This is a genomic window from Microcoleus sp. T3_B1 (genome assembly GCF_036700445.1).
In the GTDB taxonomy this organism is placed as follows: Bacteria; Cyanobacteriota; Cyanobacteriia; order Cyanobacteriales; family Microcoleaceae; genus Microcoleus.
Window position 1 is genome coordinate 101,098 of record NZ_JAUBOX010000011.1, and the last position, 24,398, is coordinate 125,495.

The 24,398-nt window shown below is 46.1% G+C and carries 24 protein-coding genes and 1 pseudogene; 16 read left to right on the top strand and 9 right to left on the bottom strand.

Annotated features, from left to right (window positions below):
- Nucleotides 1–776 (top strand): calcium-binding protein (locus QT990_RS08800; protein WP_333410138.1); only part of this gene is annotated, 776 nt, incomplete at its 5' end.
- A 31-nt stretch (nucleotides 777–807) separates the two neighbouring features.
- Here the strand turns inward: QT990_RS08800 and QT990_RS08805 are convergent.
- Nucleotides 808–939, bottom strand: a complete 132-nt coding sequence (locus QT990_RS08805; protein WP_333139016.1) for a hypothetical protein — start codon at nucleotides 937–939, stop codon at nucleotides 808–810.
- A gap of 221 nt (nucleotides 940–1,160) precedes the next feature.
- Here QT990_RS08805 and QT990_RS08810 point away from each other — a divergent pair, with 221 nt between their 5' ends.
- Together QT990_RS08810 and QT990_RS08815 are read left to right on the top strand one after the other, a co-directional pair.
- Complete coding sequence (locus tag QT990_RS08810; protein ID WP_190663726.1) at nucleotides 1,161–1,430, top strand: hypothetical protein; 270 nt, start codon at nucleotides 1,161–1,163, stop codon at nucleotides 1,428–1,430.
- Nucleotides 1,431–1,453: 23 nt separating this feature from the next.
- The gene (locus tag QT990_RS08815; protein ID WP_333263503.1) at nucleotides 1,454–2,125 is read left to right on the top strand and encodes an ABC transporter ATP-binding protein; all 672 of its coding nucleotides are present in this window, start codon (nucleotides 1,454–1,456) and stop codon (nucleotides 2,123–2,125) included.
- 99 nt (nucleotides 2,126–2,224) lie between these two features.
- Here the strand turns inward: QT990_RS08815 and QT990_RS08820 are convergent, their stop codons facing one another.
- Together QT990_RS08820 and QT990_RS08825 are read right to left on the bottom strand one after the other, a co-directional pair.
- Nucleotides 2,225–3,013 (bottom strand): DUF4058 family protein, encoded by a 789-nt coding sequence (locus QT990_RS08820; RefSeq protein WP_333139111.1) that lies wholly within the window; start codon nucleotides 3,011–3,013, stop codon nucleotides 2,225–2,227.
- A 157-nt stretch (nucleotides 3,014–3,170) separates the two neighbouring features.
- Nucleotides 3,171–3,413, bottom strand: coding sequence for a hypothetical protein (locus QT990_RS08825; RefSeq protein WP_333139012.1), 243 nt, complete (start codon nucleotides 3,411–3,413; stop codon nucleotides 3,171–3,173).
- Between the two features lie 127 nt (nucleotides 3,414–3,540).
- Between QT990_RS08825 and QT990_RS08830 the strand changes: the two genes are divergently transcribed.
- Together QT990_RS08830 and QT990_RS08835 are read left to right on the top strand one after the other, a co-directional pair.
- Entirely contained in the window at nucleotides 3,541–3,753 is a 213-nt protein-coding gene (locus QT990_RS08830; RefSeq protein WP_096831645.1) for a helix-turn-helix domain-containing protein, read from the top strand.
- Nucleotides 3,754–3,773: 20 nt separating this feature from the next.
- Entirely contained in the window at nucleotides 3,774–3,986 is a 213-nt protein-coding gene (locus QT990_RS08835) for a helix-turn-helix domain-containing protein (RefSeq protein ID WP_190663748.1), read from the top strand.
- Nucleotides 3,987–4,271: 285 nt separating this feature from the next.
- Here the strand turns inward: QT990_RS08835 and QT990_RS08840 are convergent, their stop codons facing one another.
- Nucleotides 4,272–4,544: a hypothetical protein gene (locus QT990_RS08840; RefSeq protein ID WP_333139009.1), complete on the bottom strand. Its 273-nt coding sequence runs from the start codon at nucleotides 4,542–4,544 to the stop codon at nucleotides 4,272–4,274.
- A gap of 174 nt (nucleotides 4,545–4,718) precedes the next feature.
- Entirely contained in the window at nucleotides 4,719–6,227 is a 1,509-nt protein-coding gene (locus tag QT990_RS08845; protein ID WP_333102256.1) for a UbiD family decarboxylase, read from the bottom strand.
- Nucleotides 6,228–6,466: 239 nt separating this feature from the next.
- On the opposite strand from QT990_RS08845, the pseudogene QT990_RS08850 reads away from it, so the two are divergent.
- The 10 genes and pseudogenes from QT990_RS08850 to hppD form a co-directional block, all read left to right on the top strand.
- Nucleotides 6,467–6,562 (top strand): annotated as a pseudogene (locus QT990_RS08850) (IS1/IS1595 family N-terminal zinc-binding domain-containing protein); the annotation flags it as partial.
- A 69-nt stretch (nucleotides 6,563–6,631) separates the two neighbouring features.
- Nucleotides 6,632–7,900, top strand: coding sequence for an NYN domain-containing protein (locus QT990_RS08855; protein WP_445252032.1), 1,269 nt, complete (start codon nucleotides 6,632–6,634; stop codon nucleotides 7,898–7,900).
- Nucleotides 7,901–8,110: 210 nt separating this feature from the next.
- Nucleotides 8,111–9,139 carry a phosphate ABC transporter substrate-binding protein PstS gene (gene pstS / locus QT990_RS08860; protein WP_333139007.1) on the top strand — a complete coding sequence of 343 codons (1,029 nt, stop codon included), beginning with the start codon at nucleotides 8,111–8,113 and terminating at the stop codon, nucleotides 9,137–9,139.
- A gap of 511 nt (nucleotides 9,140–9,650) precedes the next feature.
- Nucleotides 9,651–10,652 (top strand): phosphate ABC transporter permease subunit PstC, encoded by a 1,002-nt coding sequence (gene pstC, locus QT990_RS08865; RefSeq protein WP_333139005.1) that lies wholly within the window; start codon nucleotides 9,651–9,653, stop codon nucleotides 10,650–10,652.
- A gap of 82 nt (nucleotides 10,653–10,734) precedes the next feature.
- Nucleotides 10,735–11,715, top strand: coding sequence for a phosphate ABC transporter permease PstA (gene pstA, locus QT990_RS08870; protein WP_333139002.1), 981 nt, complete (start codon nucleotides 10,735–10,737; stop codon nucleotides 11,713–11,715).
- A 56-nt stretch (nucleotides 11,716–11,771) separates the two neighbouring features.
- Nucleotides 11,772–12,623 (top strand): phosphate ABC transporter ATP-binding protein PstB, encoded by an 852-nt coding sequence (pstB, locus tag QT990_RS08875; RefSeq protein WP_333139000.1) that lies wholly within the window; start codon nucleotides 11,772–11,774, stop codon nucleotides 12,621–12,623.
- Between the two features lie 383 nt (nucleotides 12,624–13,006).
- Nucleotides 13,007–14,275 (top strand): APC family permease, encoded by a 1,269-nt coding sequence (locus tag QT990_RS08880; RefSeq protein ID WP_333465144.1) that lies wholly within the window; start codon nucleotides 13,007–13,009, stop codon nucleotides 14,273–14,275.
- Between the two features lie 42 nt (nucleotides 14,276–14,317).
- Complete coding sequence (locus tag QT990_RS08885) at nucleotides 14,318–15,727, top strand: NYN domain-containing protein (protein WP_333307513.1); 1,410 nt, start codon at nucleotides 14,318–14,320, stop codon at nucleotides 15,725–15,727.
- A gap of 366 nt (nucleotides 15,728–16,093) precedes the next feature.
- Nucleotides 16,094–16,801: an SDR family oxidoreductase gene (locus QT990_RS08890; RefSeq protein ID WP_333138992.1), complete on the top strand. Its 708-nt coding sequence runs from the start codon at nucleotides 16,094–16,096 to the stop codon at nucleotides 16,799–16,801.
- A 399-nt stretch (nucleotides 16,802–17,200) separates the two neighbouring features.
- Complete coding sequence (gene hppD / locus QT990_RS08895; protein WP_333138990.1) at nucleotides 17,201–18,262, top strand: 4-hydroxyphenylpyruvate dioxygenase; 1,062 nt, start codon at nucleotides 17,201–17,203, stop codon at nucleotides 18,260–18,262.
- 20 nt (nucleotides 18,263–18,282) lie between these two features.
- Here the strand turns inward: hppD and QT990_RS08900 are convergent, their stop codons facing one another.
- Nucleotides 18,283–18,816, bottom strand: a complete 534-nt coding sequence (locus tag QT990_RS08900; protein ID WP_333138988.1) for a GNAT family N-acetyltransferase — start codon at nucleotides 18,814–18,816, stop codon at nucleotides 18,283–18,285.
- Entirely contained in the window at nucleotides 18,797–20,926 is a 2,130-nt protein-coding gene (locus QT990_RS08905; RefSeq protein ID WP_333138986.1) for a diguanylate cyclase domain-containing protein, read from the bottom strand. The genes QT990_RS08900 and QT990_RS08905 overlap by 20 nt, the downstream gene beginning before the upstream one ends.
- Nucleotides 20,927–21,557: 631 nt before the next feature.
- On the opposite strand from QT990_RS08905, the gene QT990_RS08910 reads away from it, so the two are divergent.
- Nucleotides 21,558–22,241, top strand: a complete 684-nt coding sequence (locus QT990_RS08910) for an HAD family hydrolase (protein WP_333138984.1) — start codon at nucleotides 21,558–21,560, stop codon at nucleotides 22,239–22,241.
- A 261-nt stretch (nucleotides 22,242–22,502) separates the two neighbouring features.
- Here QT990_RS08910 and QT990_RS08915 read toward each other — a convergent pair whose 3' ends face one another.
- Together QT990_RS08915 and pgeF are read right to left on the bottom strand one after the other, a co-directional pair.
- Nucleotides 22,503–23,114, bottom strand: coding sequence for a CPP1-like family protein (locus tag QT990_RS08915; protein WP_333138982.1), 612 nt, complete (start codon nucleotides 23,112–23,114; stop codon nucleotides 22,503–22,505).
- Nucleotides 23,115–23,357: 243 nt separating this feature from the next.
- Nucleotides 23,358–24,236, bottom strand: a complete 879-nt coding sequence (gene pgeF / locus QT990_RS08920; protein WP_333138979.1) for a peptidoglycan editing factor PgeF — start codon at nucleotides 24,234–24,236, stop codon at nucleotides 23,358–23,360.
- Nucleotides 24,237–24,398: the final 162 nt, after the last annotated feature.

Below are 24,398 nucleotides of genomic sequence, written 5' to 3' on the forward strand. Positions count from 1 at the left end.
ATACCGGAACATCGCCACAGATTTTCGGTACACCTGTAGATATCGCAACACCAACAATTAATGCCCCCGGCTCAGGCAATCCTACTGGGCAATCAGCAAACACTGTTACGGGTCTATTTTACAACCTCTCAGACAGTAATGATGATATTTTGCTGTTCTCACTGCCCTCGACTGCTACTGGTAAACAAATCTTAGCCCTATCTGGCAGCGATAAAATTACCGGCACCAGCGGCGCTGATACAGTTAACGGAATGCAAGGAGCCGATACAATTGACGGAGGTGCGGGTAATGACTGTTTATCCGGCGGTAAAGAGTCAGATTCCCTTGAAGGTGGTGCTGGCAACGACCAAATATTAGGCAACAATGACAACGATACTCTTACCGGAGGAGAAGGCAATGATACTATCCGGGGCGGTAAAGAGAAAGATAGCCTAACTGGTGGTGCTGGCGACGACTTTCTCTATGGCGATCGCCATCAAGATTTTCTCACCGGTGGCGATGGAAACGATACATTTGTCTTAGGTGGGGGACAGATAGCCGCAACCAGTTTAACAGATGCAGATGTGATTACAGACTTCAAGACTGGCGACAAAATTGGTCTCACCGACGGGAATACATTTGGCGGCCTCTCCTTTGAAAATGTCAGTTTGACTCTGACTGGACAACCTGCTGTCAATTCTATAGCAATTAAAGTTAAAGCCGACTCCAGTTATTTGGGTATCGTTCAAGGGGTAGCGCAAAGCGCTTTGACGGCAAATGCTTTTGTGATTCTGTAGCATGGGCTTTGTCCACTCTATTTGAGTGAAATTAATCGCGATCGCCTTTGAGTTTGAGAGGAGGCGATCGCACTTGTATTCTTCCTGTTCGAGGGGCGATCGCACTCATCACCATGTGCCAGTTGCGTCCATGACCACGAATTTCAAAGGTGGTACCCGCCACGTGATTTATCCGTGGGCTCAATCCAAAATCTAAAATCTAAAATCCTCAAGCCCCCGAATTGATCTCGCGCAAGTCAATCCAAAATCTAAAATCTAAAATCTAAAATCGAATGACTGTCCTCATCTTCCCCATCCCCCCATCTTTTCCATCCCATCATCCTCTTCTGCTCCTCAGCACCTATACTTAAAATTGGGATCTTACAGTTAATTTTTTTAAACCGAATGTTCAGCATTGACATCATTGTGAAAAATACGCCCGTCTCGCTGTCGGTGCAGCGGAAGTTGGAGGAAGACGCTGAGACTGTTTACCAGCAGGTACTGGCGGCGATTCGCAACTCCCAACCGCAAATTTTGGAACTCACCTGCGAGAAAAATCCTGAGAAAAAGGTGGCTGTACTCAGCAGCGAGATTTCTGGGGTGGTGGTTTCTCAGAAATCGGGGGCGTCATCTACAGGCAGATCCCCTGGTTTTGTCTCGATGACAGCAGAATGAGGGCTGGGGGTGTTGGTGCCGATATGAGCCAGTCAGCCGTTGCTGTGCGGGATTTGGGTTTTTGCTGGCCGTCGGGCGATCGAGTGTTGCAAGGTTGCTCTCTGGATGTACCCAAGGGCGAGTTTTGGATGCTTTTGGGCACTAACGGCAGCGGCAAGTCTACGCTGTTGAGGCTGATGGCTGGGCTGCTGCACCCCCAGTCGGGAGAAATTGACCTGGGCGGGCGCGTGGGTTTTGTGTTCCAAAACCCCGACCACCAATTGGTGATGCCGACGGTGGGTGCGGATGTGGCTTTTGGTTTGGTGGAGGAAAAGCTTTCTAATGTTCAGGTGCGGGCGAGGGTGGCGGAGGCTTTGGAGGCTGTGAATTTGCTGGATTTGCAGCGGCGGCCGATTTATGCTTTGAGTGGAGGCCAGAAGCAGCGAATTGCTCTTGCTGGGGCGATCGCCCGTCACTGCGAAATTCTGCTGTTGGACGAACCGACGGCTTTGTTAGATCCTGATTCTCAGTTGGATTTGGTGGCGGCGGTGCAGCGGTTGGTGAAAAATCGCGGGATTACGGCTTTGTGGGTGACTCACCGTTTGGATGAGTTGAATTATTGTGATGGGGCTTTTTTGTTGGAAAAGGGCGAGGTGGTCGATCGGGGAGATCCGGCGCGTTTGAAGCAGCGGTTGATGCAAAGTCAAGATGTTTAGGTGTTAAGCAATGCTTGAATTAAGTCATTCGGCGATTGAAATCGCTTCTACAGAAACGAAGTCTGCCTCCGCAGACTAAGAGGATGGCGGTACGCCAAATCAATCTCGCAATCCTCGATCGCGCAACCAAGCATCTGCCCAAATTGTATCGGCTTCTGACAGCGCTGGTATGACTTCCCAGTTGCGATAATCTATCTTGAGGTCGTAACTTGCTATGTCATAAATTTGATTGAATAATTCCTGCAAATTGATTATAGGTTCGGTATCGCCCGATCGCAGTGGTAAAGGAAAAGCAGGCAGCGGGTTCTGCACGTTAAAAGCGTACAAATCTGCTCTGGGACGGCGATTTCCCCGACACACCAAAACGCTATAGTGGCTTTCAATGTCATTGCCAATAACTGGCATTCTTTGACCGCGCCGCAATAAATCTATTTCAATTAAATGAGTGCGACTGGATAAAATTTCTTCTCGCTTTTCTTCGTACATTTGTCGCCCTTTTCCTGTGCGCTTATTGCTAGGCGAGAGGAGTTCAATCAGGGTGATTAGTTCTTGGTTTCCTCTTTCTCTAATTTCTAAATAGCCTTCCCGAACCTGGTAGGGCATGGGAATATTTACTGTCAAGGGTTGTGTTGGGGGCGCTGCAATGGCTACGTTTGATGTGATTAATTCGGTTGTAGTTCTTGGCTGAATTACGTTTACATCAGGAATGCCAATTGATAAATTGTCGTCAGCGGTTTCATAGATTCTCACTTCCAACGAGACTAAATACTTAGGACGCAGTTGGGGAGACAAAAATCTAAAAATTTCACTAATTAACAAGTGATGTAGGGCAGGCCAGAGTTCAGGATGCTCTAAATACGGGTCCATACCGGGGAAGGGAGATGGCATTGATGTGACTCCTTGACTCAAATCTATTTCCAGTTTAGTTGAATATTTGTGGAACAGGCATCTTGCCTGTTTCTTGGGCGGGCAAGATGCCCACCCCACAACATATTTTAATGTTTGTGGAACCGGCATCTTACCTGTTGTTCACACTTTTCAACGCTTAAACTTCGATCGACAATTGTGCCGGAATTGGAACGCTGTTTTCATCTAACACAGACACCGCATTTAGGAAAACAATTGTATGCGGGACTGCGGGCATTAAGCGGCGCAGTGCATTTAGGTAAGATTCGGCATCGGGGCGGCGGGCGAAACGGGCGACTGTTAAGCGCTGACAGTTGGGGAGGTGGCGAATTATGCACCAAGGTTGAAGTCGATCGCGATATGTCGGTTGTTTTGGTATCATAGGAAAATCCTTCCCACTTTTGTGGGTGGTGAATGAAAGGCGATCGCCCTTGATTTCTCAGGTCCGAGGGCGATCGCTTATTTATGTTTTATATTAAACTCGAATACTCGAGTGTTGTCAAGAGGGAATGGGACGAATTAGGCTGCGAGTTCGAGAATTTGCTCAAGAGAAGGGTTGGAATCTGACAGAAGTATCCAAAAGAACAGGTATTCCATATACCACGATCATTACCTATGCCAATTCTCCAGGCATGGCTACCGTTGACTACACAGCTTTGGACAAGATGGCCCGTGCGTTCGATATTGCGATCGAAGATTTAGTTGAGATTTTGGAACAGTAAACTGATTTGTCAGCGGGAAGATGGGATTAATTCGGTTGCGGGTTCGAGAACTAGCTGAGGAAAAGGGTTGGACGCTCAAAGAAGTCTCTGACAGAACGGGAATTCCCTACAGCACGGTTAAAAAATACGCCCAAGCTCCCAAAATGGCAACGGTGGACTATACGGCTTTGCAGAAACTTGCTGCTGTCTTCGATGTGATGGTGGAAGACTTGGTTGAGGTTTTGGAACGGTAAACTGATTTGTGATTTAGTTTTTGCACTTCTTGCAACAGTCCGTCGGGGGTTGAAACCCCCGCCTCAAAGCTCAAGTCGTCTAAAGACGACTGAAAAGGCGATCGCTCTCCGCTTCAATCCTTTTTTGCAACAGTCCGTCGGGGGTTGAAACCCCCGCATCAAAGCTCAAGTCGTCTAAAGACGACTGAAAAGGCGATCGCTCTCCGCTTCAATCCTTTTTTTTAAATTTTGAATCAATCATTTCTTCAGTCCACAAAGCGTGGACTTTCGTTTTGAGGCAGGGGTTTAAACCCCTGCCGGAATGTCGCAACAAATGCAAGATATTTGTTCGATGCCCTCCCAAAGTTCAGAAAGGGGTAGAGTTTGTCCGGTTACAGCTTGTCGCCAGGATGTGCGAAAGCTTTCTCCTGAAAAATCTGTGTCTGCTTCGGGCGTGATTTGGTTTTCTAGAGAATGGGTTTGTTGAATGATTGTGGATAGTGTTTTTAGGAGTTCAAGCTGCTCTGTAAATGAAAGTGACCGAGCCAGATTGATGGTTTGTTGAAGTTGCGATGTCATGGTGTATCCTCCATCTTTAATTTTTCATTTTGCATTTTTAAGCGTGAGCAACTATTCCAACATACTGAAAATCTCAGAAGTGACTAAACGTTACTCTAAGTTTATCAAAATTCCGAAAAAAAGGGAGAAATTATCACTCTCCCCTCCTCCTCTGCGCCTTTACGGTTGATTCCCCTACTTCATCTCATATCCAAACAAATTCGGATCGACTTCACCCAAATTCAAATCTGCCAAACCATACTCAGCCCAACGCCTTTCTACCATCGCCGCCACATCCGGATCGGACTCCAAAACTTCCCCCCATTCGTGATCGGTTTCCGGCGGCATCTTCGTAGTAGCATCAATCCCCATTCTGCCTCCCAAACCAATCTTTTCACTGGCAAAATCTAACGTATCAAAAGGCGTATTCGGCAGAATAAATACATCCCGAACCGGATCGACTTTAGAACTAATTGCCCAAACTACTTGACGCGGGTCGCGAATGTTGATACTTTTATCGACAACAATCACAAACTTAGTGTAAGTAAACTGCGGTAATGCACTCCAAAATGCTAAAGCAGCCCGGCGCGCTTGACCGGGATATGCTTTATCGATCGAGATAATTGCCGCTTTATAACTCAGGGCTTCCATCGGTAAGAAGAAATCGACAATTTCCGATACTTGCTGCCGCAAAATAGGCGTATAAATACGGTTAAGCGCGATCGCCATCATTGCTTCTTCTTTCGGCGGCCGCCCGCTAAATGTGGTCAGATAAATCGGGTCTTTGCGGTGCGTCATGCAGTGGAACCGCACCAACGGCGAATCTTCCACGCCGCCGTAATAACCCATGTGATCGCCGAAGGGCCCGTCGGGCAGAACTTCCCCCGGCGTAATCGTTCCTTCTAACACAATTTCCGAGTCCGCCGGTACTTCCAAATCTACCGTTTTGCACTTCGCCAATTGCACGCCGGAACCGCCGTAAAGTCCGGCAAATAACCATTCCGATAAATCTACAGGAATGGGGGTTGCTGCGGCGAGAATAATCAGGGGATCGACTCCCAGGGCGATCGCAACTTCCAACTTTTTACCAGCCTGCGCCGCTTTCCGCAAGTGCCGCGCGCCCCCCCGCACCGATAACCAGTGTACAGTCATCGTGTTTTTTGACTGCAACTGCAACCGATAAACCCCCACATTCGGCGTGCCCGTTTCGCAATCTTTGGTAATTACCAAACCCAGGGTGATAATTTTGCCCGCATCTCCCGGATAAGGGCGAATCATCGGGATTTTGTTCAAATCCAGCCCTTCTCCTTCAAATACCACTTGCTGACAAGCTGGGAAAAAGTCGCGGCCCGGTTTGGCTTTTACTACGTCAAACAGCACTTTGCCGAATTCTATCGCTTGGGAAATCTTTTTCGGCGGTTTTGGCTGTTGCAGCATTCCCAGTTTTTTGCCGAGCTCTTCTAGTTCGATCGGCTTTTCCATGTTCATCGCCCAGCAAACGCGCTCTTCCGTACCCAACAGATTGATTGCGACGGGGAATTCGGCCCCTTTGACGTTTTCAAACAGCAGTCCAGGGCCGCCTTTTTGCAGCATTTGGTTGGAAATTTCGGCAATTTCGAGGTCGGAATCGACTAAAGCGCTAATCCGGCGCAGTTGTCCCCGTTCTTCGAGTAGTTTTAGGAATCCCCGCAAGTCTCTAGCCATTTTTTTTAAGAATTGTTAACGTTCTTTTGTTATTATGAGCCGATCGACTGCCACAAGTTACTCCTGAACCGCTCAAAAGATACGTATTTAACGAACCGCGAAGACGCCAATGGCGCGTTCGGCGAAGCCGTTCCCGTTCCCCGCAGGGGTTCGGTGAAGGGTAGGGTAGGAAGAGAAAGAAGAAGATAGGTAATGCCTTGTTGGGTTCGGGAGGAGGCTGCAATAATAGTTACATGAAATGTCCTCGATGTGAATCTGACCAACTTCGTAAAAACGGCCGTCCCAACGGTCATCAGCGGTATCTTTGCAAAGCTTGTCGCAAACAATTTTTTGAGCCGCCCAGTCCGCAGTCTTTAAGTCGCCCATGCACGGAAACACGGTTAAGCGAAGCTATCCCGCATGAAATCGCCCCTGCAACCACCACAGAGTCCGGCGGGATTGCGATTTTGCTGTTAGATGCCGAAAATCTGAAACTTAAGCTTAATACAGAACAATTTTTAGCGGGTTTGTGCGACTATCCCCTGCAAGTTAAAATTGCTTTTGCTAACTGGAAAAATCCGAGTACGGGGAAGTTGGATGCTGAACTTTACGATCGCGGTTACGAACTGATTCACGTTCCGGGCGGTGCGAATAGTGCTGATGGTAAGATGATTGCTTTTGGCGCTGCTATTTTATATCGATATCGGGATGTGCGACAAGTTTTTGTCTGTTCTTCGGATGGTTTGTTAAATCATCTTTGCAATCAGTTGCAAAATCAGGGAGTGACTGTGTTTCGGGTGCGTCGGCAAAATTCGGTTTTGTCTGTAGAAAACTGTCAGAATGGTGAGAGCAAGCACTATTCTTGCGAAAGGGAAGAGGAAATCCCTAGTTTTGAAGAATTGGCTAATCAAGTTGCAGAGTTGTTGAAGGCTGAACACAAATCTATTGATGAGCGAATCGCTCGTTTTTATAGTGTGGCTGAGCTTTTTCAAGAGCGCCGTAATGTTGCGTTCAATTCTACAAATTCCCCAGCAGCAGCACTGGCGGAGTCAGCACAAAACCAACTTCCCCCGGTGCTTGAACCATCTTTGGCGACCGTTGCTGTTCCTCCAAATATTGCGGAGCAAAATTTGCCAGAAATAATACCTGCTGTCAATTCAAAGGCTATTGAGTCGCTGGATGTTTTAAAAAATATACTTGTAGAAATAATTGACTCTGCAAAAAATGAGTTGAAAGAGGATGCTATTCCTGTAACAAGAATTAAGAAAGTTTTTTTTGCTAAATATCACTCTCATGCTGATTTAATTGTAAAAAGCTTTTTGGGTAAAGCTTCTAGTTTAATCAAATTTTTGCAGTTGCAATCAGCTACGTTTAAAATTAAATTAATCGGTACAGAACATCAAGTGGGACTCGTTCAACAACCCTCCGATTCAAAAATTGAATTATCTGCCGCCCTCGAAGCATCGGTAGCAAAAATTGTAATGGCATTAACTGCTGAATCTCCAGGTAGTTACATTCCGATTCCCCAGGTGGCCGGCGAATTTAAAAAGCAATACGGTCAACCAATTACTAAAAAGCTGAAATCGCTGGATTTGGACACCAAATTTGCCGATTTTTTGCAGTCATGTAAAATATTTAAAGTTAAGAAAAAAGGTAAAATTTATGAAGTGGCGATCGCACAGTCCGCTCCCTGATGTATTTAATAAATCAGGTTTCCGAGTTTTCGGTCGAAAAATTTAATCTATTATTAACCAAAATTTAAGACAAGCTTATTCTTTTATTATTTAATCTATTATTAACCAAAATTTAAAACAACCTTATTCTTTTTGCTCCCTTTCCTTGCGGATTTCAGTCTATCCTAGGTCGTAGATTTGCAAAGTCGGCTATTAAGGGAGAGGAGGAATATGAATTTTTTCACAGGACGTTGGCGACGTAGTTTTATAGTGACACTAGCAGCAGCAGCATTTTCGCTGACTTTGATTAGTTCCGCTGTAGCTGCTGTTACCCTAAACGGTACGGGAGCCACTTTTCCGAAACCCCTTTACGATCGCTACTTCTCTCAGATGAGAAGTGCAAATCAAATTACTGTAAACTACCAAGGAACTGGTAGCGGTGCTGGCATCAAAGCATTAATTACAGGGACTGTTGATTTCGCAGGCAGCGACGCGCTGATGACTGCTGCACAAATCGCTGAGGTAAAGCGGGGTGTAATAGCTGTTCCCACGGCTGGCGGCGCTGTTGCAGTTGTTTATAACTTGCCCGGAGTGACCAATCTGAGGCTAAGTAACGATGCTCTGAAAGGCATCTTTGAAGGGAAGATTACTCGCTGGAACGATCCTAAAATAGCCGGAATTTCTGGACAAGCTAAAGGCTTGCCAAATACTGCGATTCGAGTAGCTGTACGCGCAGATAGCAGCGGTACAACCTTTATTTTTGCTAACCACTTGCAGGCAACTGGTAGCAGCATCAAAGCTGCCGCTCAGCCGAGTTGGCCAGGAAGCCCTGTCAGTGGTCAAGGAAACCCCGGCGTAGCTGCTTTGGTGAAGAATACAGCGGGTGCGATCGGCTACGTTCAAGATACTTTTGCTCGGCAAAACAATCTCCAAACAGCATTTATTCAAAATAAAGCTGGCCGGTTTGTAGAGCCTAGCTTGGCTGAAGCAGAGAAAGCTTTAGCAGGGGAAACATTCCCCGCAGATTTCCGCTTAGTAGAAGGCAATCCTAACGACGGTTATCCGATTGTTGGTTTGACTTGGCTGTTAATCTACAAACAGTACCCTGCTGCGAAAGCAGAGGCTATTAAAAAGATGGTTAATTGGGTGATGACTACAGGTCAAGGTATCAACAAACAGCTAGAGTTTACTACAATTCCTTCAGCTACAGCTCAAAAGGTGGTTCAAGCAGTTAATCAGACTGTGGTTGCTAGAGGTTAATTGGGGCGATCGCACGGGGTTATGAGTTAAGCGGAGACCCATCTAAATTTTACATTCCTCTCGCTCGTATTTAAATCCTCGATCCCCCCTAACCCCCCTTAAAAAGGGGGGAACAAGAGCATTGAAAGTTCCGCTTATTAAGGGGATTTAGGGGGATTTATGAGGCTTTCAAAGTCAACCCCTACTCCCCTTATTAAGGCAGGGCTGTTTCATTCTCTTGTAGGGGCAATCCCCCCGTGGTTGCCCCGATATCTGAAACCCCTACCCGCTCGTCTATCGGCTGGGCGGGCACTCTTGGCACCGCCCCTACAAAACCCTGGTTTTTCTGAGAATGAAACAGCCCTGCCCTTATTAAGGGGGATTTAGGGGGAGCGAGGTTTCGATACAAACGAGAGAGATAGAAGGTTTCAGCCTTAAGTTGACATCAATGGTACACATTGCAACTCTAGCAACTAATTAGAATCACTCGTCGTTAAAGCAAATATTTCACTTTTTCCGCAATAATTTCGGTATGACCAATATTTCAAAAAAAACGAACAAATTGACTCGGAAACCGACAGAAATAAACACAGAAGTAGATTTGACAGATACTGCTGGTGAAGGTCTATGGATAGAGTCAGGATTTACAGTATTTGTGTGGGGTTTTGCCCTAGCTACAGCGGGTACGTTGTTTTTGATGAGTGCGGTAATTTTTAAAGATGCTTGGCCTGCTATTAGCAAATTTGGACTCTCATTCTTGTGGAATCCCAAGTGGGATATCGGCGAGTTGCAATTTGGGGCTTTGCCGTTTATTTACGGTACTGTAATTAGTTCTGCGATCGGCATAATCATCGCACTTCCTTTAGGGCTGTCAGTAGCTATAGTTACTAGCGAGAACTTCTTACCCCTTTGGGTGCGATCGCCCTTGGGATTCATGGTTGAATTAATCTCGGCCATTCCCAGCGTGATAGTTGGGCTGTGGGGAATCTTTGTTTTGATTCCCTTTTTGTTGCCATTGCAGCAGTCATTGTTCGATAATTTCAGTTGGTTTCCCCTGTTCAGTAGCGAACCTTTAGGCCCCGGAATGCTGCCGGCGGGAATACTGTTATCAATTATGATTTTGCCCACAGTAGCCGCCATTAGCCGCGATGTCTTGCTGTCGGTTCCAGTAGATTTGCGAAGTGCTTCCATGTCCCTCGGCGCTACCCGCTGGGAAACAATATTCAAGCTGTTATTACCAGCAGCTAGTTCGGGGATTATCGGCGCCACCATATTAGCATTGGGACGCGCTTTAGGCGAAACAATGGCCGTCACAATGGTAATTGGCAACTCGATTCAAATTAACCCATCCCTGCTCGCTCCCAGCTACTCAATTCCTGCTGTTTTGGCAAGTCAATTTCGCGAAGCTATCGAACCGCTGCACACCGGCGCTTTGATGTATTTAGCCCTAATTCTATTTGTGATCACTTTGTTGGTAAATGCGATCGCAGTATTGTTAGTTCAGCTAATTGGGGCCAAGAAAGCTAAAACTTAACATCATCGAAAGCAATTTGATCGCAAGCCGCACCGCCGGATTTCCCCGCTGGTTCCATCTACAATCTCAAATCTCAAATCGCATGACTCAAGCACAAAATTCCAACAGTATTCTGGATGCAGAAATCAACAACCCCCTGTCGCTAAGCCGAACTTTTTTCAGCCGGGGAATGACAGTTATCGCTTTCGCTCTGACAGCTCTCGCCCTGCTCCCTTTGTTTGCTATTTTATACAAAATTCTGGGGGAAGGACTGACACATTTGAGCTGGGAAGTGCTATTGTCTCTACCAGCACCCGTCGGAGTTGAAGACCAGCCCAACGGCTTTGCAAATGCGATTCTCGGCACTGCTTTAATGGTAGGAATTGCGACATTAATCAGCGTACCTATAGGCGTAATGACGGGAATATTTTTGTCGGAGTTTGGGAGAGAAAACAAAGCGATTACCAATAGTATCCGGTTTATAACCGTCATTCTCAGCAGCGTTCCCTCGATCGTAGTTGGCGTCTTTTCCTACGCCCTAATTGTCGTTACCACCAAAGCATTTTCATCCTTAGCAGGCGGTTTTGCCCTCGGCATAATCATGCTTCCAGTTGTTGCTCTGACAACAGAACAAGCATTAAAATTAGTGCCTACTTCTTACCGCCTCGCTTCTGCTGGTTTGGGAGGGGGACGCTTTCAAACTATGTTTCGCATTATCATACCCTCAGCACTTCCAACTATTACCACAGGTATTTTACTCGCTGCTTCCCGCGCCGCCGGCGAAACCGCACCGCTGATTGTAACGGCGTTATCGAGTCAATTTTGGCCTCCTTTAGTTGATAAGTTGGGCGAGATAATGCAGTCTCCCATAGGTGCAGAAACTATCTCAAAACTCAAAGAAATTCCCGAAACACTGCTGACTCCGACTCCTTCTATGTCGGTATTAATATATAGCTACGCTAGCTCTCCTTACAAGGAGCAGAACGAATTGGCGTGGACTGCTGCCTCTGTGCTTTTGGGCATGGTTTTAATTGCTAGCGTCGCATCCCGTACAGTAACTCGGAAACGCTTGCAAAATCGATAATTCAATAACTAAAGTGCATCTATCCGTCAAATATTAACAATATAACCAGGCAAATAATGAAACCTAAAGCTAACTTGAAATCCGAAGACTATACACATCAATTCCTAGAAGATGCCACCCCGGAAATTGACCCCAATGCAATGCCAGCACTGCGGGTTCAGGACTTGAGTTTTTATTACGGAACTCACAAAGTCTTAGAAAATTTATCGATGAATATCCCTCATCCGCAAATTACGGCGATTATTGGGCCTTCAGGTTGCGGGAAATCTACCTTTCTCAAAGCTCTCAACCGGATTGGTGAATTGGAGGGAAAGGTTCAAATTAAAGGAAGAGTAGAGTTTTTTGGACAGGATATTTACAGCCCAAAAGTAAACATTAATAGTTTGCGACGCCAAATTGGCATGGTGTTTCAAAGACCCAATCCTTTTCCGCTGAGCATCTACGATAATATTGCTTACGGAGTGAGGATTTTTGGTCGCAAAAGCAAAGCAGAATTAGATGAAATTGTGGAATCTGCCCTCAAAAGTGCGGCGCTTTGGAATGAAGTCAAAGACGATTTGAAGAAATCTGCTCAGGGGATTTCGGGGGGACAGCAGCAGCGACTTTGTATTGCTCGCGCTTTGGCTGTGAAGCCGAAAATTTTGCTGATGGATGAACCTTGTTCTGCTCTTGATCCGATTTCAACGATGAAGATTGAGGAGTTATTTCAGACTCTGCGGCAGCAGTTAACTGTTGTGATTGTGACGCACAATATGCAGCAGGCTGCTCGCGTTTCTGATTACACGGCTTTTTTTAATACTGATGAAAGTCGCATCGGCCGCCTGGTTGAATTTGGCCCGACAAGTAAGATTTTTACTTCTGCGGGCAATTCGAGTACGAGAGATTACATTCAAGGCCGTTTCGGTTAATACCAGGGTGCTTTCCTTTCTCTCAGTCGCTATATTCCGACAGGGGCTTAAGTCCCTGTCTCACAGTTAAAGTCCTCTTCATAACACTATGAAATAGTAATAGTATTTGAATTATATCAAATCCACTCTTCATCGGAATTATTCATCTCTCTGTTCTCTTCCTCTGCGTTCTCTGCGTACTCTGCGGTTTAATCATTCTAATGCAAGCGGAATTGATATTAGTGTTGACTCATATTGGGCAACATTCTCAAGAAGTATTGCAGTCCTCCTAGCTGGGGACTTGATTTTTGAGGCGGGGGTTTAGGCCCCGGCCGGAATTATTGCAAATATTGCTAGATGTAACCTACTATCAGTATGGCACTGAACAGAAAACCGCTATATTTATGTCTTCACCACTTCTGAAGCGAGAGTTAGGTATTTTTGGCGCAACTCTCATGGGCCTGGGTTCGATTCTTGGCACGGGAGTATTTGTGAGTATCGGCATTGCTGCGGAAGTTGCTGGGCCGGGAGTGATTTTGGCTGTAGGTATGGCAGCTTTTGTTGCTGTGTGCAATGGCCTTAACAGCGCTCAATTAGCGGCAAATCATCCTGTTAGCGGTGGTACTTATGAATATGGCTACAAATATCTCAATCCTTGGCTGGGTTTCACTGCCGGCTGGATGTTTTTGTTGGCGAAAACGGCTTCTGCAGCTACTGCTGCTTTGGGTTTTGCGGGGTATTTTTTAAATGCAGTTGGTGTCGCCGATCGCACTTACCTGATCCTAACAGCTTTAGGATCCCTCGCCGCCATCACTTTAATTGTATTGACGGGAATTAGGCGATCGAATATTGCCAATACTGCCATAGTCTCAGTTACACTTCTATCCTTAGCGGTGTTTGTTGCTGTCGGTTTGCCAGAGGTAAGGTGGGAAATCGCCACCGTACAGAATCATAGCTCGATCGGCTCCATCTTCCAGGCCACCGCCCTGATGTTTGTCGCTTATAGCGGTTACGCCCGCATCACCACAATGAGCGAGGAAGTGCGGGAACCGAGGCAAACCATTCCCAAAGCCATAATTTTCACTTTGGTGCTGACAATGCTGCTTTACGTGGGGGTAGCAGTAGTTGTCGCGGGCGCGGGGGGAGCCGATAAATTGTCGTTACCAGGCGGCACGACTGCACCTTTGGAAGTCATCGCCCGGAGTTTCCGAATTCCGGGAGTTTCTCAACTGCTAGCCGTCGGCGCAATTACCGCTATGTTGGGAGTCTTGCTGAACTTAATTTTAGGGCTGTCGCGCATCTGGCTGGCGATGGGGCGACGCTTGGATATGCCGAGAGTCTTGGCGCGGCTGAATCCTTCGGGGACAACTCCTTATGTGGCTGTGGTGGTTGTCGAAGTTACGATCGCACTTTTAATCCTCGTCGGCGATGTCAAAACCACTTGGTCATTTAGCGCTTTTAGTGTTTTGATTTACTACGCTATCACCAACCTCGCCGCGCTGCAACTTTCCCCCGCCGAAAGGCTTTATCCGCAGTGGTTGGCTTGGGTGGGTTTGGGGAATTGTCTGTTTCTGGCTTTCTGGGTGGAGAGGCAAATTTGGCTGACAGGATTGGCATTAATTGTCGCCGGTTTAATTTGGCGGGCGATCGTCCGAATCCCGGCGAGAAACTAGAAGTGTGATAAATTGAAACAGCATCCCGCATTGTAGAGGGCCATGCCCGATCGAACCCCCTTGCTGGCGACTCAAGAATCTCTCGCATTCAGCGCCATCAGTCGCTATATAGCTCAAACCCTCATTACCATTCAGGAAAAGCATCCCGAATGGATAGCTGAAAAATACAGGAAAACCCCCTGGGGCAAACCTGATTTTCAGTCAGTTTTGATTGGAAAATTGACAAAAAGTTTCAGCGTAGCCAGCGATACAGATTCCCTGCTGCTGACTGCGAAAAAATACCTGCAAATTCTGCTGGTTCCAGAATTCGTTAATTCACCTCAATTCAGCAAATTATCTGCCAAAATTCAGCAGCTAGCCCAATCTCAAACAGCACCAGCTAAATCACAAAACTCAGTTTCGTCAGAACCTCCAACTCCAACAGCCAATCAACCAGCCCCGCTTCCTAGCGGCATTGCTATCTTGCTGCTTGATGTCGAAAACTTGCAACTCAACATCGAAACCGAAAAATTCCTAGAGGGAATTTGCCACTATCCCATCCAAATCAAAGTTGCCTTTGCCAACTGGCGCAGCATGGGCAAAAAAGATGCTGAATTTCACCAGCGCGGCTATCAACTCATTCACGTCCCCCCCGGCAAAGACAGCGCCGACTTAAAAATGGCTACAGTCGGCGCATCGATTTTCGTACATTATCCCACAGCCAAAGAGATTTTTGTCTGTTCGTCCGATCGCGCCCTCACTCACCTCAGCAATACACTGCAAGCCCACGGATTAACAGTATTTCAAGTCCGCAAACAAATAGATAAAATCATAGTTTTAAACAGCAAAACCGGACAAGTAGAAACCCATTCCCTCGTAACCACACCGGAAATTACACCCCTAGAACAATTAGTTATTCAGCTAAAAGAATTAATCAAAAAAGAGCAAAAACGCACATCAACTCAGTGGATCAAACTTTCTACTGTTTCAGCTTTATTTAAGGAAAATTACGGCTTAGTCCTAAATCAAGTTGTTTCTCATCATTTGCTCGGCACTAAAACCAGGGATATCTTTCTCAAATATCCCACCGATTTTGCCCTCCACAAACCCTCAGAAACTTCTCAAACTTATGTCACTCTTTTTGAAGTGAGATTATCGCCTCCACCGCCAATACTTAACCAAGAAAATCTGAATAACCACCAGGCAGCACCTGCCACCTTGACAGATATTAATTCTCTGGAAGACTTGGAAAGAGCTCTTGTCAAAATCGTTGGCGAGTTAACCGGCAACTCTCCTGAAAATTCTGTATTTCTCTCCAATGTAGGCAGCGAATTTCACCGACAATACGGCAAACAAATTACCCAAATAATTAAAGATTTTAATCTCGGTAGGAAATTCACTAAATTTTTGCAATCCTGCGCTTCTCTCCAGCTAAAAAAAGCCGAAAAAGGCTGGCAAGTTTCCCTCAATTAATTAAAAATTAAAATATATAGCCTTTCTCAGTAACATGAGGTGTTCTTGGGCATTGACCAAACAGGGCATTGGCCAAACAGGAAGAGTACCTTACTTTCCTGAGAACCCCTATGTAAACGTCCAATTACAACTCACATATTGCACCGGAACAGGCTTTCCGGCCTGTTCCACAAAGAGTGAATTTTCTTGTGGAACAGGCCGAAAAGCCTGTTCATACGCAAGATGCCTGTTCCACAAAGAGTGAATTTTCTTGTGGAACAGGCCGAAAAGCCTGTTCATACAAAGCTTATTGAGAATGGTGCAACATCCCCATTACTAGCAACTTGAGCTATCATACAATCTGGACGTAAAGAAATGTAAAGGGATATGCAGGACAAAGTTGTGGTTGTGGTGGGTGCGACTGGCGGCATCGGTTCAGCAGTGGCCCGCAAACTCGCTGAGGCGGGTGCGAGGCTAGTGCTCGCCGCCAGAGACAGCAGTAAGTTAGACGCTTTAGCTAGCGAACTTTCAACAACAGAGGTACTGTGCGTGCCCACAGATATCACCGATTTGCAGCAAGTCGAGACGCTGATGCACAAAGCTGTGGAACATTTCGGACAAATTGATGCCCTCATAAACGCCGCCGGTGCCGGAATTCTCAAGCAGTGGAACAAGTTAGAACCCGCTGATTTAGATGCCATGCTTGACTTGAACTTAAAAGGCAGTTTTTACACGTCTCAAGCAGCGGCGAATGTGATGAAAGAGCGGAAATCCGGGCACATTTGCAATGTCATCGGGATTTTGGGCAAGCATTCGATGGCGATGGGAACGGCTTATTGCGCTTCAAAGTTTGGGGTAGTTGGTTTCAGCAAGTGCATGGCAGATGAGCTGCGACGCTACGGCATTAAGTTTACGCTATTCTATTTTGGCGGGGTGGATTCTCCGTTTTGGGATAATGTGAGTTTGAAGGTAGACAGGTCAAAAATGCTGACTACTGAAACTGCTGCAAATGCGATTATGTTTGCTCTTTCGGCTGACCCGCAAGCTGTGCCGATGGAGATTAATATTCAGCCGGAAAGTCATTTGTTCTTTTAGCGATTGAGGAGTGATTTGAATGCAGAAAGCAGCGGAAGCTGAAGGCAATAAAAATTATGATATTTTTAGGTTTGAGAACTTGTACAGCACTTAATTATGTAGGTGCACGGGCTGGTGCACCTTACCCCTATAAGTAGCGCGTCAAACCATTTTTTTGCCTTAGTCCTATTGGCGAAGGCCTAGCGGTCAAACCTCAGTTATCACAGAACCGGGTTTCTTTTAAGTGCCGACTTATTTCTACCTTCAGAGGGAGCTAGAATATTCAATTTTTAGGTTATTATTAAGTGGGCGCGCAATAAAAAGTATGAAAAATATCCATTACTCAATTCCTCCGTTGCAATTTCGCCTTGAAAATCAGCAGATTTTCCCTTTTTCAGTTTCCATTTTCAATTATTGATTATGGAGTTCGATCGCATTCACTTCTACGTTGAAAATGCTAAAATATCCCGCGACTGGTTTGTCAGCCGCTTAGGCTTTCAATCAACTGCCGGTTATGCCAACAGCCACACTCAAACTGAAGTTGTCAGCAGCGGCAATGTATGTTTTGTTTTATCTTCGCCCCTGACACCCGCTAGTCCCGCTGCTAGTTGGTTGAAGTTTCATCCTCCAGGGATTGCCGATGTGGGTTTTCGGGTAAAAAATATCGAATTAGCGGTAGCTAGAGCGGCTGCGGCAGGCGCTAAAATCCTGGAACCGATTCAAGAAGACCTAAACGAAAGAGGCTATTTTAAGCGGGCAAAAATCGCTGGTTGGGGAGATTTAATCCACACGCTCGTTGAGCGCATTGGCGGCCATTCACTGCTATCGGCTTCTCCTAAGCTGCCGATGTTTACCCTAATCGACCACGTAGTGTTAAATGTTGAATCAGGGGATTTATCAAGTGCTGTTAGTTGGTATCAAAAAATATTAGGTTTTCAACCGCAGCAAAATTTTGACATTCAGACGGAGAAGTCGGCTTTGCGGAGCCAAGTTATGGTGCACGCTGAAGGTGGGGTGCAATTCCCGATTAATGAACCGGCATCAGCTAATTCTCAAATTCAAGAGTTTTTGAGTGCAAATCGGGGGCCGGGAATTCAGCACATGGCTTTGCAAACTAATAATATTGTGGGGGTTGTTGCCGATTTGCGATCGCGCGGTTTGCCTTTTCTGCCTGTTCCTCCCACATACTACTCCGAATTGCAGCAGCGACAAAACTATTTACCCGCAGATTGGCAATCAATTGCAGCTTGTCAAGTTTTGGCAGATTGGCAAGAAGATACTCCCGCAGCGATGCTGCTGCAAATCTTTACCCAGCCAATTTTTGCAGAACCGACTTTCTTTTTCGAGATTATTGAGCGCCGAGTTAGTTTAGTTAACGGCACACCGGTGCAAGCTGGAGGTTTTGGGGCGGGGAATTTTCGAGCTTTGTTTGAGGCCATTGAACGCGAACAAATGAAGAGGGGAAGTTTGATAGATGATTGATAAAGCTTCCACTTTTTTGGTCATATCCGCGTGTTAATCAGCACGGCGATATCTTTCCACCCGTAGGCAATTTCTTTGAGTGCAACTCCTGCTCTAGTTGTCTGCTGTTCATCTACTTTTTCACCTCCTAATAATTCATAAAACCTATAGGCTGAATTGTCTCCTAGTACCCAAACTAGCATCGAGTTCAAACTTAATTCTGCCAATTTTGTGGCAACTGTTCTCACGAGTTGCCGTCCGATTCCTTGACGCTGATATTCCTCCAAAATATAGATGGCAAATAATTCTCCTTTATATATATATTTGCCGGTGCGCTCGCAACCACCCGCAGCAAAACCCACAATTTCTCCCGATTCATTCTCCGCAACGCACACAAAATTTTTACTTTTTTCTGCGTTTAGGAGGATTTCTTGCCAATTGCTTTCTCGCTTTTCATAGGATAACTGTGCGAGGTAATCTGCTGGTACAATTTCCCGGTAAGCTGTCCGCCAAGTATCTAGATTAACTCGTGCGATTGCAGGTGCGTCACCGATTTTAGCTTCTCTCACAATCATCAGAAAATACTCCTTTGGGGCCCTGAAATTCTCTTTTCAAGTCGAGGGCAACTATACGATCGCGCCCTTCTAGTTTAGCTCGATACAGCGCTCGATCGGCTTGTCCAATTAACCCCTCAATCGATACACCAGCAGCCGGTACAGTAGTAGCGATCCCCATACTGAGAGTTATAAACTTACTTACCTTGGAAGCAGCATGAAAAATTGTCGCCGCTTTCAAATCGCTGCGAATTGCTTCAGCTACCCGTATTGCTCCCTGCACATCAGTTCGCGGCAAAATTACCGCAAATTCTTCGCCGCCGTAGCGGGCGGCTAAATCTCCTGCCCGCTGAGCGTTGTTAGCTAAAATCTCGGCAACTTTTTTTAAACATTCGTCGCCTCCTTGATGGCCGTAATGATCGTTGTAAAGTTTGAAAAAATCGATATCGCACAAAATTAAAGACAGCGACTCTTTTTCTCGCTCCATCAACTGCCATTCTAACTCCAATTTTTTGTCAAAACAGCGGCGGTTGGGAATTTGAGTCAATCCATCCACCGAAGCGAGCCGCTGCAATTCCATGTTAGCTGCTTGTAATTCTAATTTGGCTTGTTCTAAAGCTAAATTTTGCCGAGCTAATTCTTCACTTTGCCGTTTTTCTTGTTCGTACAAAAATCGGATTGAAGCTTCAGCTTCGTACAATTCTTGCTCCGCATATTTGCGCTTGACAAATTCTCCTAATTGAGAACTTACCACCGCTATTATCTGAAGTAAATCTTGATCGGGTGGCAGTTCTTCCCGGCAAAAAAAAGTCATTACTCCTACAACTTGGCCCCTAGCGTGAATGGGGAAACCGAATCCCGATCGCAGTCCCGCTTCCTCTGCCAAGTGCGATCGCACGAAATTGCGATCGCCCACAAGATCGGTAATCCACTGCGTAGAACCGCTCTTGGAAACCGCTCCGGGCAAACCCTCACCCGCCGCCAAAGTAATCTGCTCGTTGTTTTCGGCAAACTCCCTAACTTCCTCCGCTGCCTGCCAAACTGCCACCCGTCGCAAACCAGCAGTTTCCTCGATCGGACAGCAAAGTGGCAGGTACCAAAGTGACTCTTTTTCAGATTTTATTTCCGCACCCAATCTAGTTTCTTCCTCCGCCTCTGCAGGCGTCCAAAGTTCGCCAAGATCCCACCCAAAACTTTGGCAAATAGCTTGCAAAATTCTCGGAGTTGCATTATCTAGAGAACTTGATTCTGATAGGATATGAGTAACAGCATACTGTGCTTCTTGACACTTTTTTATGCGTTGTTGCTTGGTAATGTCTTTGCCGATATAAACAAAATCTTGTATAACCTCGCTATCTGCATCCGGGCTTCCTGTGCTTGTCTCGAAACTAGAGCATGAAAACGCAACAATCAGCTTTAAACCTATTTTCGTTTGGCAAGCTACTTTTACTTGAGGCCAATATTCGCTTTTAAGTGCAGGAGGTAGCTGGCTGACTTTGCGTAACAATTCCTCCTCAGCCGTAATCATGGATATGGATTGGCCGATTAATTCCGATTCGGTATATCCAAATAATTGCTGTGCAGCTTGATTCACTTTTTTGATTTGGCCCGATGTTCCTGTTACGAACAAAACATCCCCTAGGGAATTAATAATTTTGTCAATATAATCGCCAGCCGCAGCTAAGTTATCGCCTTTAATACTTGTTTTCTTGGCAGCATGAACGATGGTTTGCGGAGATCCAATGCTATCTGTCACATCTTCGCATAAAATAATCAATCTGTCAGCAGTGGCTTGTCCCTTACAACCAAAAATGTACAAATTTAGATACAAATAAGAGCCGTCTTTGAGAACTCTGCTAATTGACTTTAACTGAAAGTCTTGCTGTCGTTCTTCAATAATATCTTCAAGGATTCCTTCAATTCCAATCAGTTCAGGAAAACTATCGCGCACGTCTTTTCCTTCGCCTACTTCCTCATGAATGTAGGCAAAATCTTGCACTTTCAAAGATATTTCTTTAATCTTAAGTTCCCGATCGACTGTGAGGTATTCAATCCTGCGTAAGGATAACAGCTTATAAAGAAGAATATTAATACTTCTGGGGCTGCTCTCTACAGTTAATGTTGGAAGCATCTCGTTATTGTAGAGCATCTCTCTCAAAGGTTAGCCGGTAAAGTTACATCAATTCCGGTTGCACCGGAATGATTGTTGACTGTTGACTGTTGACTGTAGAAGGAGGGGTGGAAAAACAGAATGGTTGAGTGTTAACTGTTGACTCGATTTTAGGATGCCGATGCAACCGGAAACGATATTAGTTGTTGTTTGGCTGCTATTTATCATGGGAATTTTTATACTGGCTGATGTCATCACCTGTTACCGCTAGCTAATTTATGCAAACAGTACACTTTGGATTATCCAAGCATTTTTTTGCTTGTTTTAAAAATGGGGCTAAATATTAATTAAACCCACTTTTTTTGAGAAAGCGCAGTCAAAATCAGCCTCGATTGAGGTAGAGATTTATGAACAATATGTAGCTGTTTACACTATTTGTGCGGCACATTTTAATTTTGAATTCCCCGATATGGCTGACAACCGCTCAAGTTGAGGAACAGCACAGTTTAATTCAAATGTTTGCTTTAATTAGCACCATTCCTATAGACCTTACCTCCCCAGGGTATTTGTGTCAATTTTTGTAAAGAAAGTGTTACCTTTAAATGATATAGTATCGAAGGATTTGTATAAAAGCTTAAAAATACTCTGCTAAATGCTGAGACTTATTACCGACTTTGACGGCCCGATCATGGACGTGTCCGATCGCTACTACCGAGTTTACCAGTATTGTCTGGCCGAGACTCAGCGTGAGGGGCAACCAGTGCGCGAACTCCCCAAGGCAGAGTTTTGGGACATGAAGCGCGCGCGGGTTCCCGAAACCGAAATCGCCATCCTCTCAGGATTAGACGCAGCCCAAGCCCGCGATTTTGCCCAGAAACGTCGTCAAACCGTCCACACCCTACCCTACATGATTTACGATCGACCCGTTCCCACCGCTCTGGAAACTCTCGAAAAGGTGCAGGGCGCTGGAGTAGACTTAGTGGTGATGACCATGCGCCGCGTTAGGGAACTAGATGAAGCCTTCAACCGCTGCAATTTAGGGCAATTTTTCCCAGAAAACCGCCGCTATTGCCTCCCCAACGATTACGTTAAAACCGGGGATGTCAAAGATAAGCCCCTGTTGATGGCAAGAGCTCTGGCCGAACTGCCGCCGGCTTCTGACACTTGGATGGTTGGCGATACGGAGGCGGACATCATATCAGCAAAAACGCACGGTGTCAAGGTAATTGGTGTTTTGTGCGGAATTCGCGATCGCACCCAACTAGAAATGCACCAACCGGATTTAATTGCTAACAATTTGAGTGAAGCAGTTGAGATTATTTTAGATAGTCAGTAGTCATTAGTCATTAGTCATTAGTCATTAGTCATTAGTCCTCAATTCCCCAGTCATTAGTCAACAGTCATTAGTCCTCAATTCCCCAGTCATCAATCAACAGTCAACAGTCAACAATTCCCCAGTCATTAGTCATTAGTTATTAATTGTTAGCTGATGTTATTTATCAGAGGTCTTGATTTCACAGTTATTAGTTGTTGGCTGCTGACTAATGAATGCTGACTAATGAATGCTGACTAATAACTGCTGACTAATGACTGCTGACTATCGCAGAAAACCGCTGACCAGCCACAGAATTAAAAACGTAAACAAAGCGATAAATTTCTCTGTTGTTATAAATGCCGGACTGACCAAAGAACCAAAAAATCCTCCCAGCAACAAGCCTATAACCAAGCCAGCCACAGTCAGCAGCACGGCGCGACCAAATTTTTGTTCCTTGCGATTAACAAAATAAAGACAACAGCCGACCCCAAGAGCCAGAGTCAACTGTAGTAAACCATCATTAGCCGCCGGATAAATACTCAGTCCGCCTAAGCCCACATACACCCCAGCCGGCCACAAAATGTCCGATCGACTAGGAGTATCGATTAACCGCTGCAACCAAGCTGGGCTGCCACTCGGAGGAGAGGGAGTAAAGCTTGGGGGTGGGGGAGTCAGCCGTTCGGGAAAGCGGATGCGTTCGGGTACTTTAATTTTCCCTTCCTGTCGCTGCCGCAGGCGATCCATGAGGATCGCATCGTAAGCGGCTTCGATCAATTCCAAACGTTTCTTGTCACCGCTGTACTGCTCGCCTAGGCGCGTGCGGGCCTCTTGCACTTCATCAAAGGAAGCATCTTCATCGACTTCAAGAAGTTGATAGGGAGTTGGCTCACTCATTGTAATAACCCGCTGAAGACTCTCGTTATATAGCAATCTTAACAAGAGAGGAAAGCGGGGCGGGAGCTCTGCCGCTTTCCCAAGAGTTTTGCTGCTAGTTTTTAGTGCTTGAAAACAGGAACCAGCAAACCTTACGAAGGTAGAAACTAGAAGGCATTTGGCATTCGTAAAAAAAAAATAATGAATCCAAAGATTTTTATTTTTATCTTTGCCGTCTAAAATTTTACCTTCTGCCAAATGCCCTCAGAAGGGACTTGTCCTGCTGGCGCTCACAATTCCCGACCACTGGACTTTTTTAAGTCGATCGCGGCGGTAGGAAAAAAAGCGAGCCGAGTCAGAATAAGTACAGAAAGGAGCGATCGCCACTTGAGAAATATCGATTCCCAACTGCTGCAATTGCAGAGCATTGCAGAGGCGAACATCCAAGCGTACTTTTCCCGGTTCTGGATCGGCTAAGACAGGCGTTTCCGGCAGTTGATGCAAAAACTCGCAGATGCCGTCGGCTGTTGCACTAACGGCACTCTTAGGAGCAATGGTGGCTCCCAGTTCCGCTGCTACTTCCACAGATACCTGGTAAACCTCTCCAGCGATCGCCGGCCCCATAGCAATCTTCAGATTTTCTAGTTGACTGCCTTGTGCCACAAGTTGAGCGATCGCCTCTGGTAATATCTTAGCAGCAGTCCCGCGCCAACCCGCGTGAACTGCCGCAACCAGTCCCGTGCGATCGTCAGCAATCAGCACCGGCACACAGTCAGCCGAGCAAACCCACAGCGCCTCCAATTCTCGAGCTGCCACCAAGCCATCAGCCTCAGCATAGCTTGAGGCAGCGGTTTCCGAGTCCGGAGCCACAACCGGGGACAACTCAGTGGTTTTGAGTACCGCATTGCCGTGTACCTGTTGGAGTCGGTAAACCTTAGCTCCCGGTTCGAGAACTTCCGTCAGCTCGATCGGCCCCTGGGGCGAGAAATCGCGAGTAAAAAAGCCGTGAGACCAGCGAGAAAGCAAGCTGCAAGTCAGATAGGGCAAGCCTTGCCAGCTCTGCCAGTCCCAACTGATACCGTCAGGTTGTCCGGCGCATTCAGAGTCAGGAAAATTTGTCAAGCGATCGCCAGCTACAGTCATGAAACCCATCCTTCCCCAAGCGAATCATTTGCCTTGTATTGTAAACAATCAAAAATTTTGCCGATTAAGCCGATGCAGTTTAAACCCACATCTTGCACCATTCTCGCTTAACAGGCTTTTCGGCCTGTTCCACAAGAAAATTCACTCTTTGTGGAACAGGCC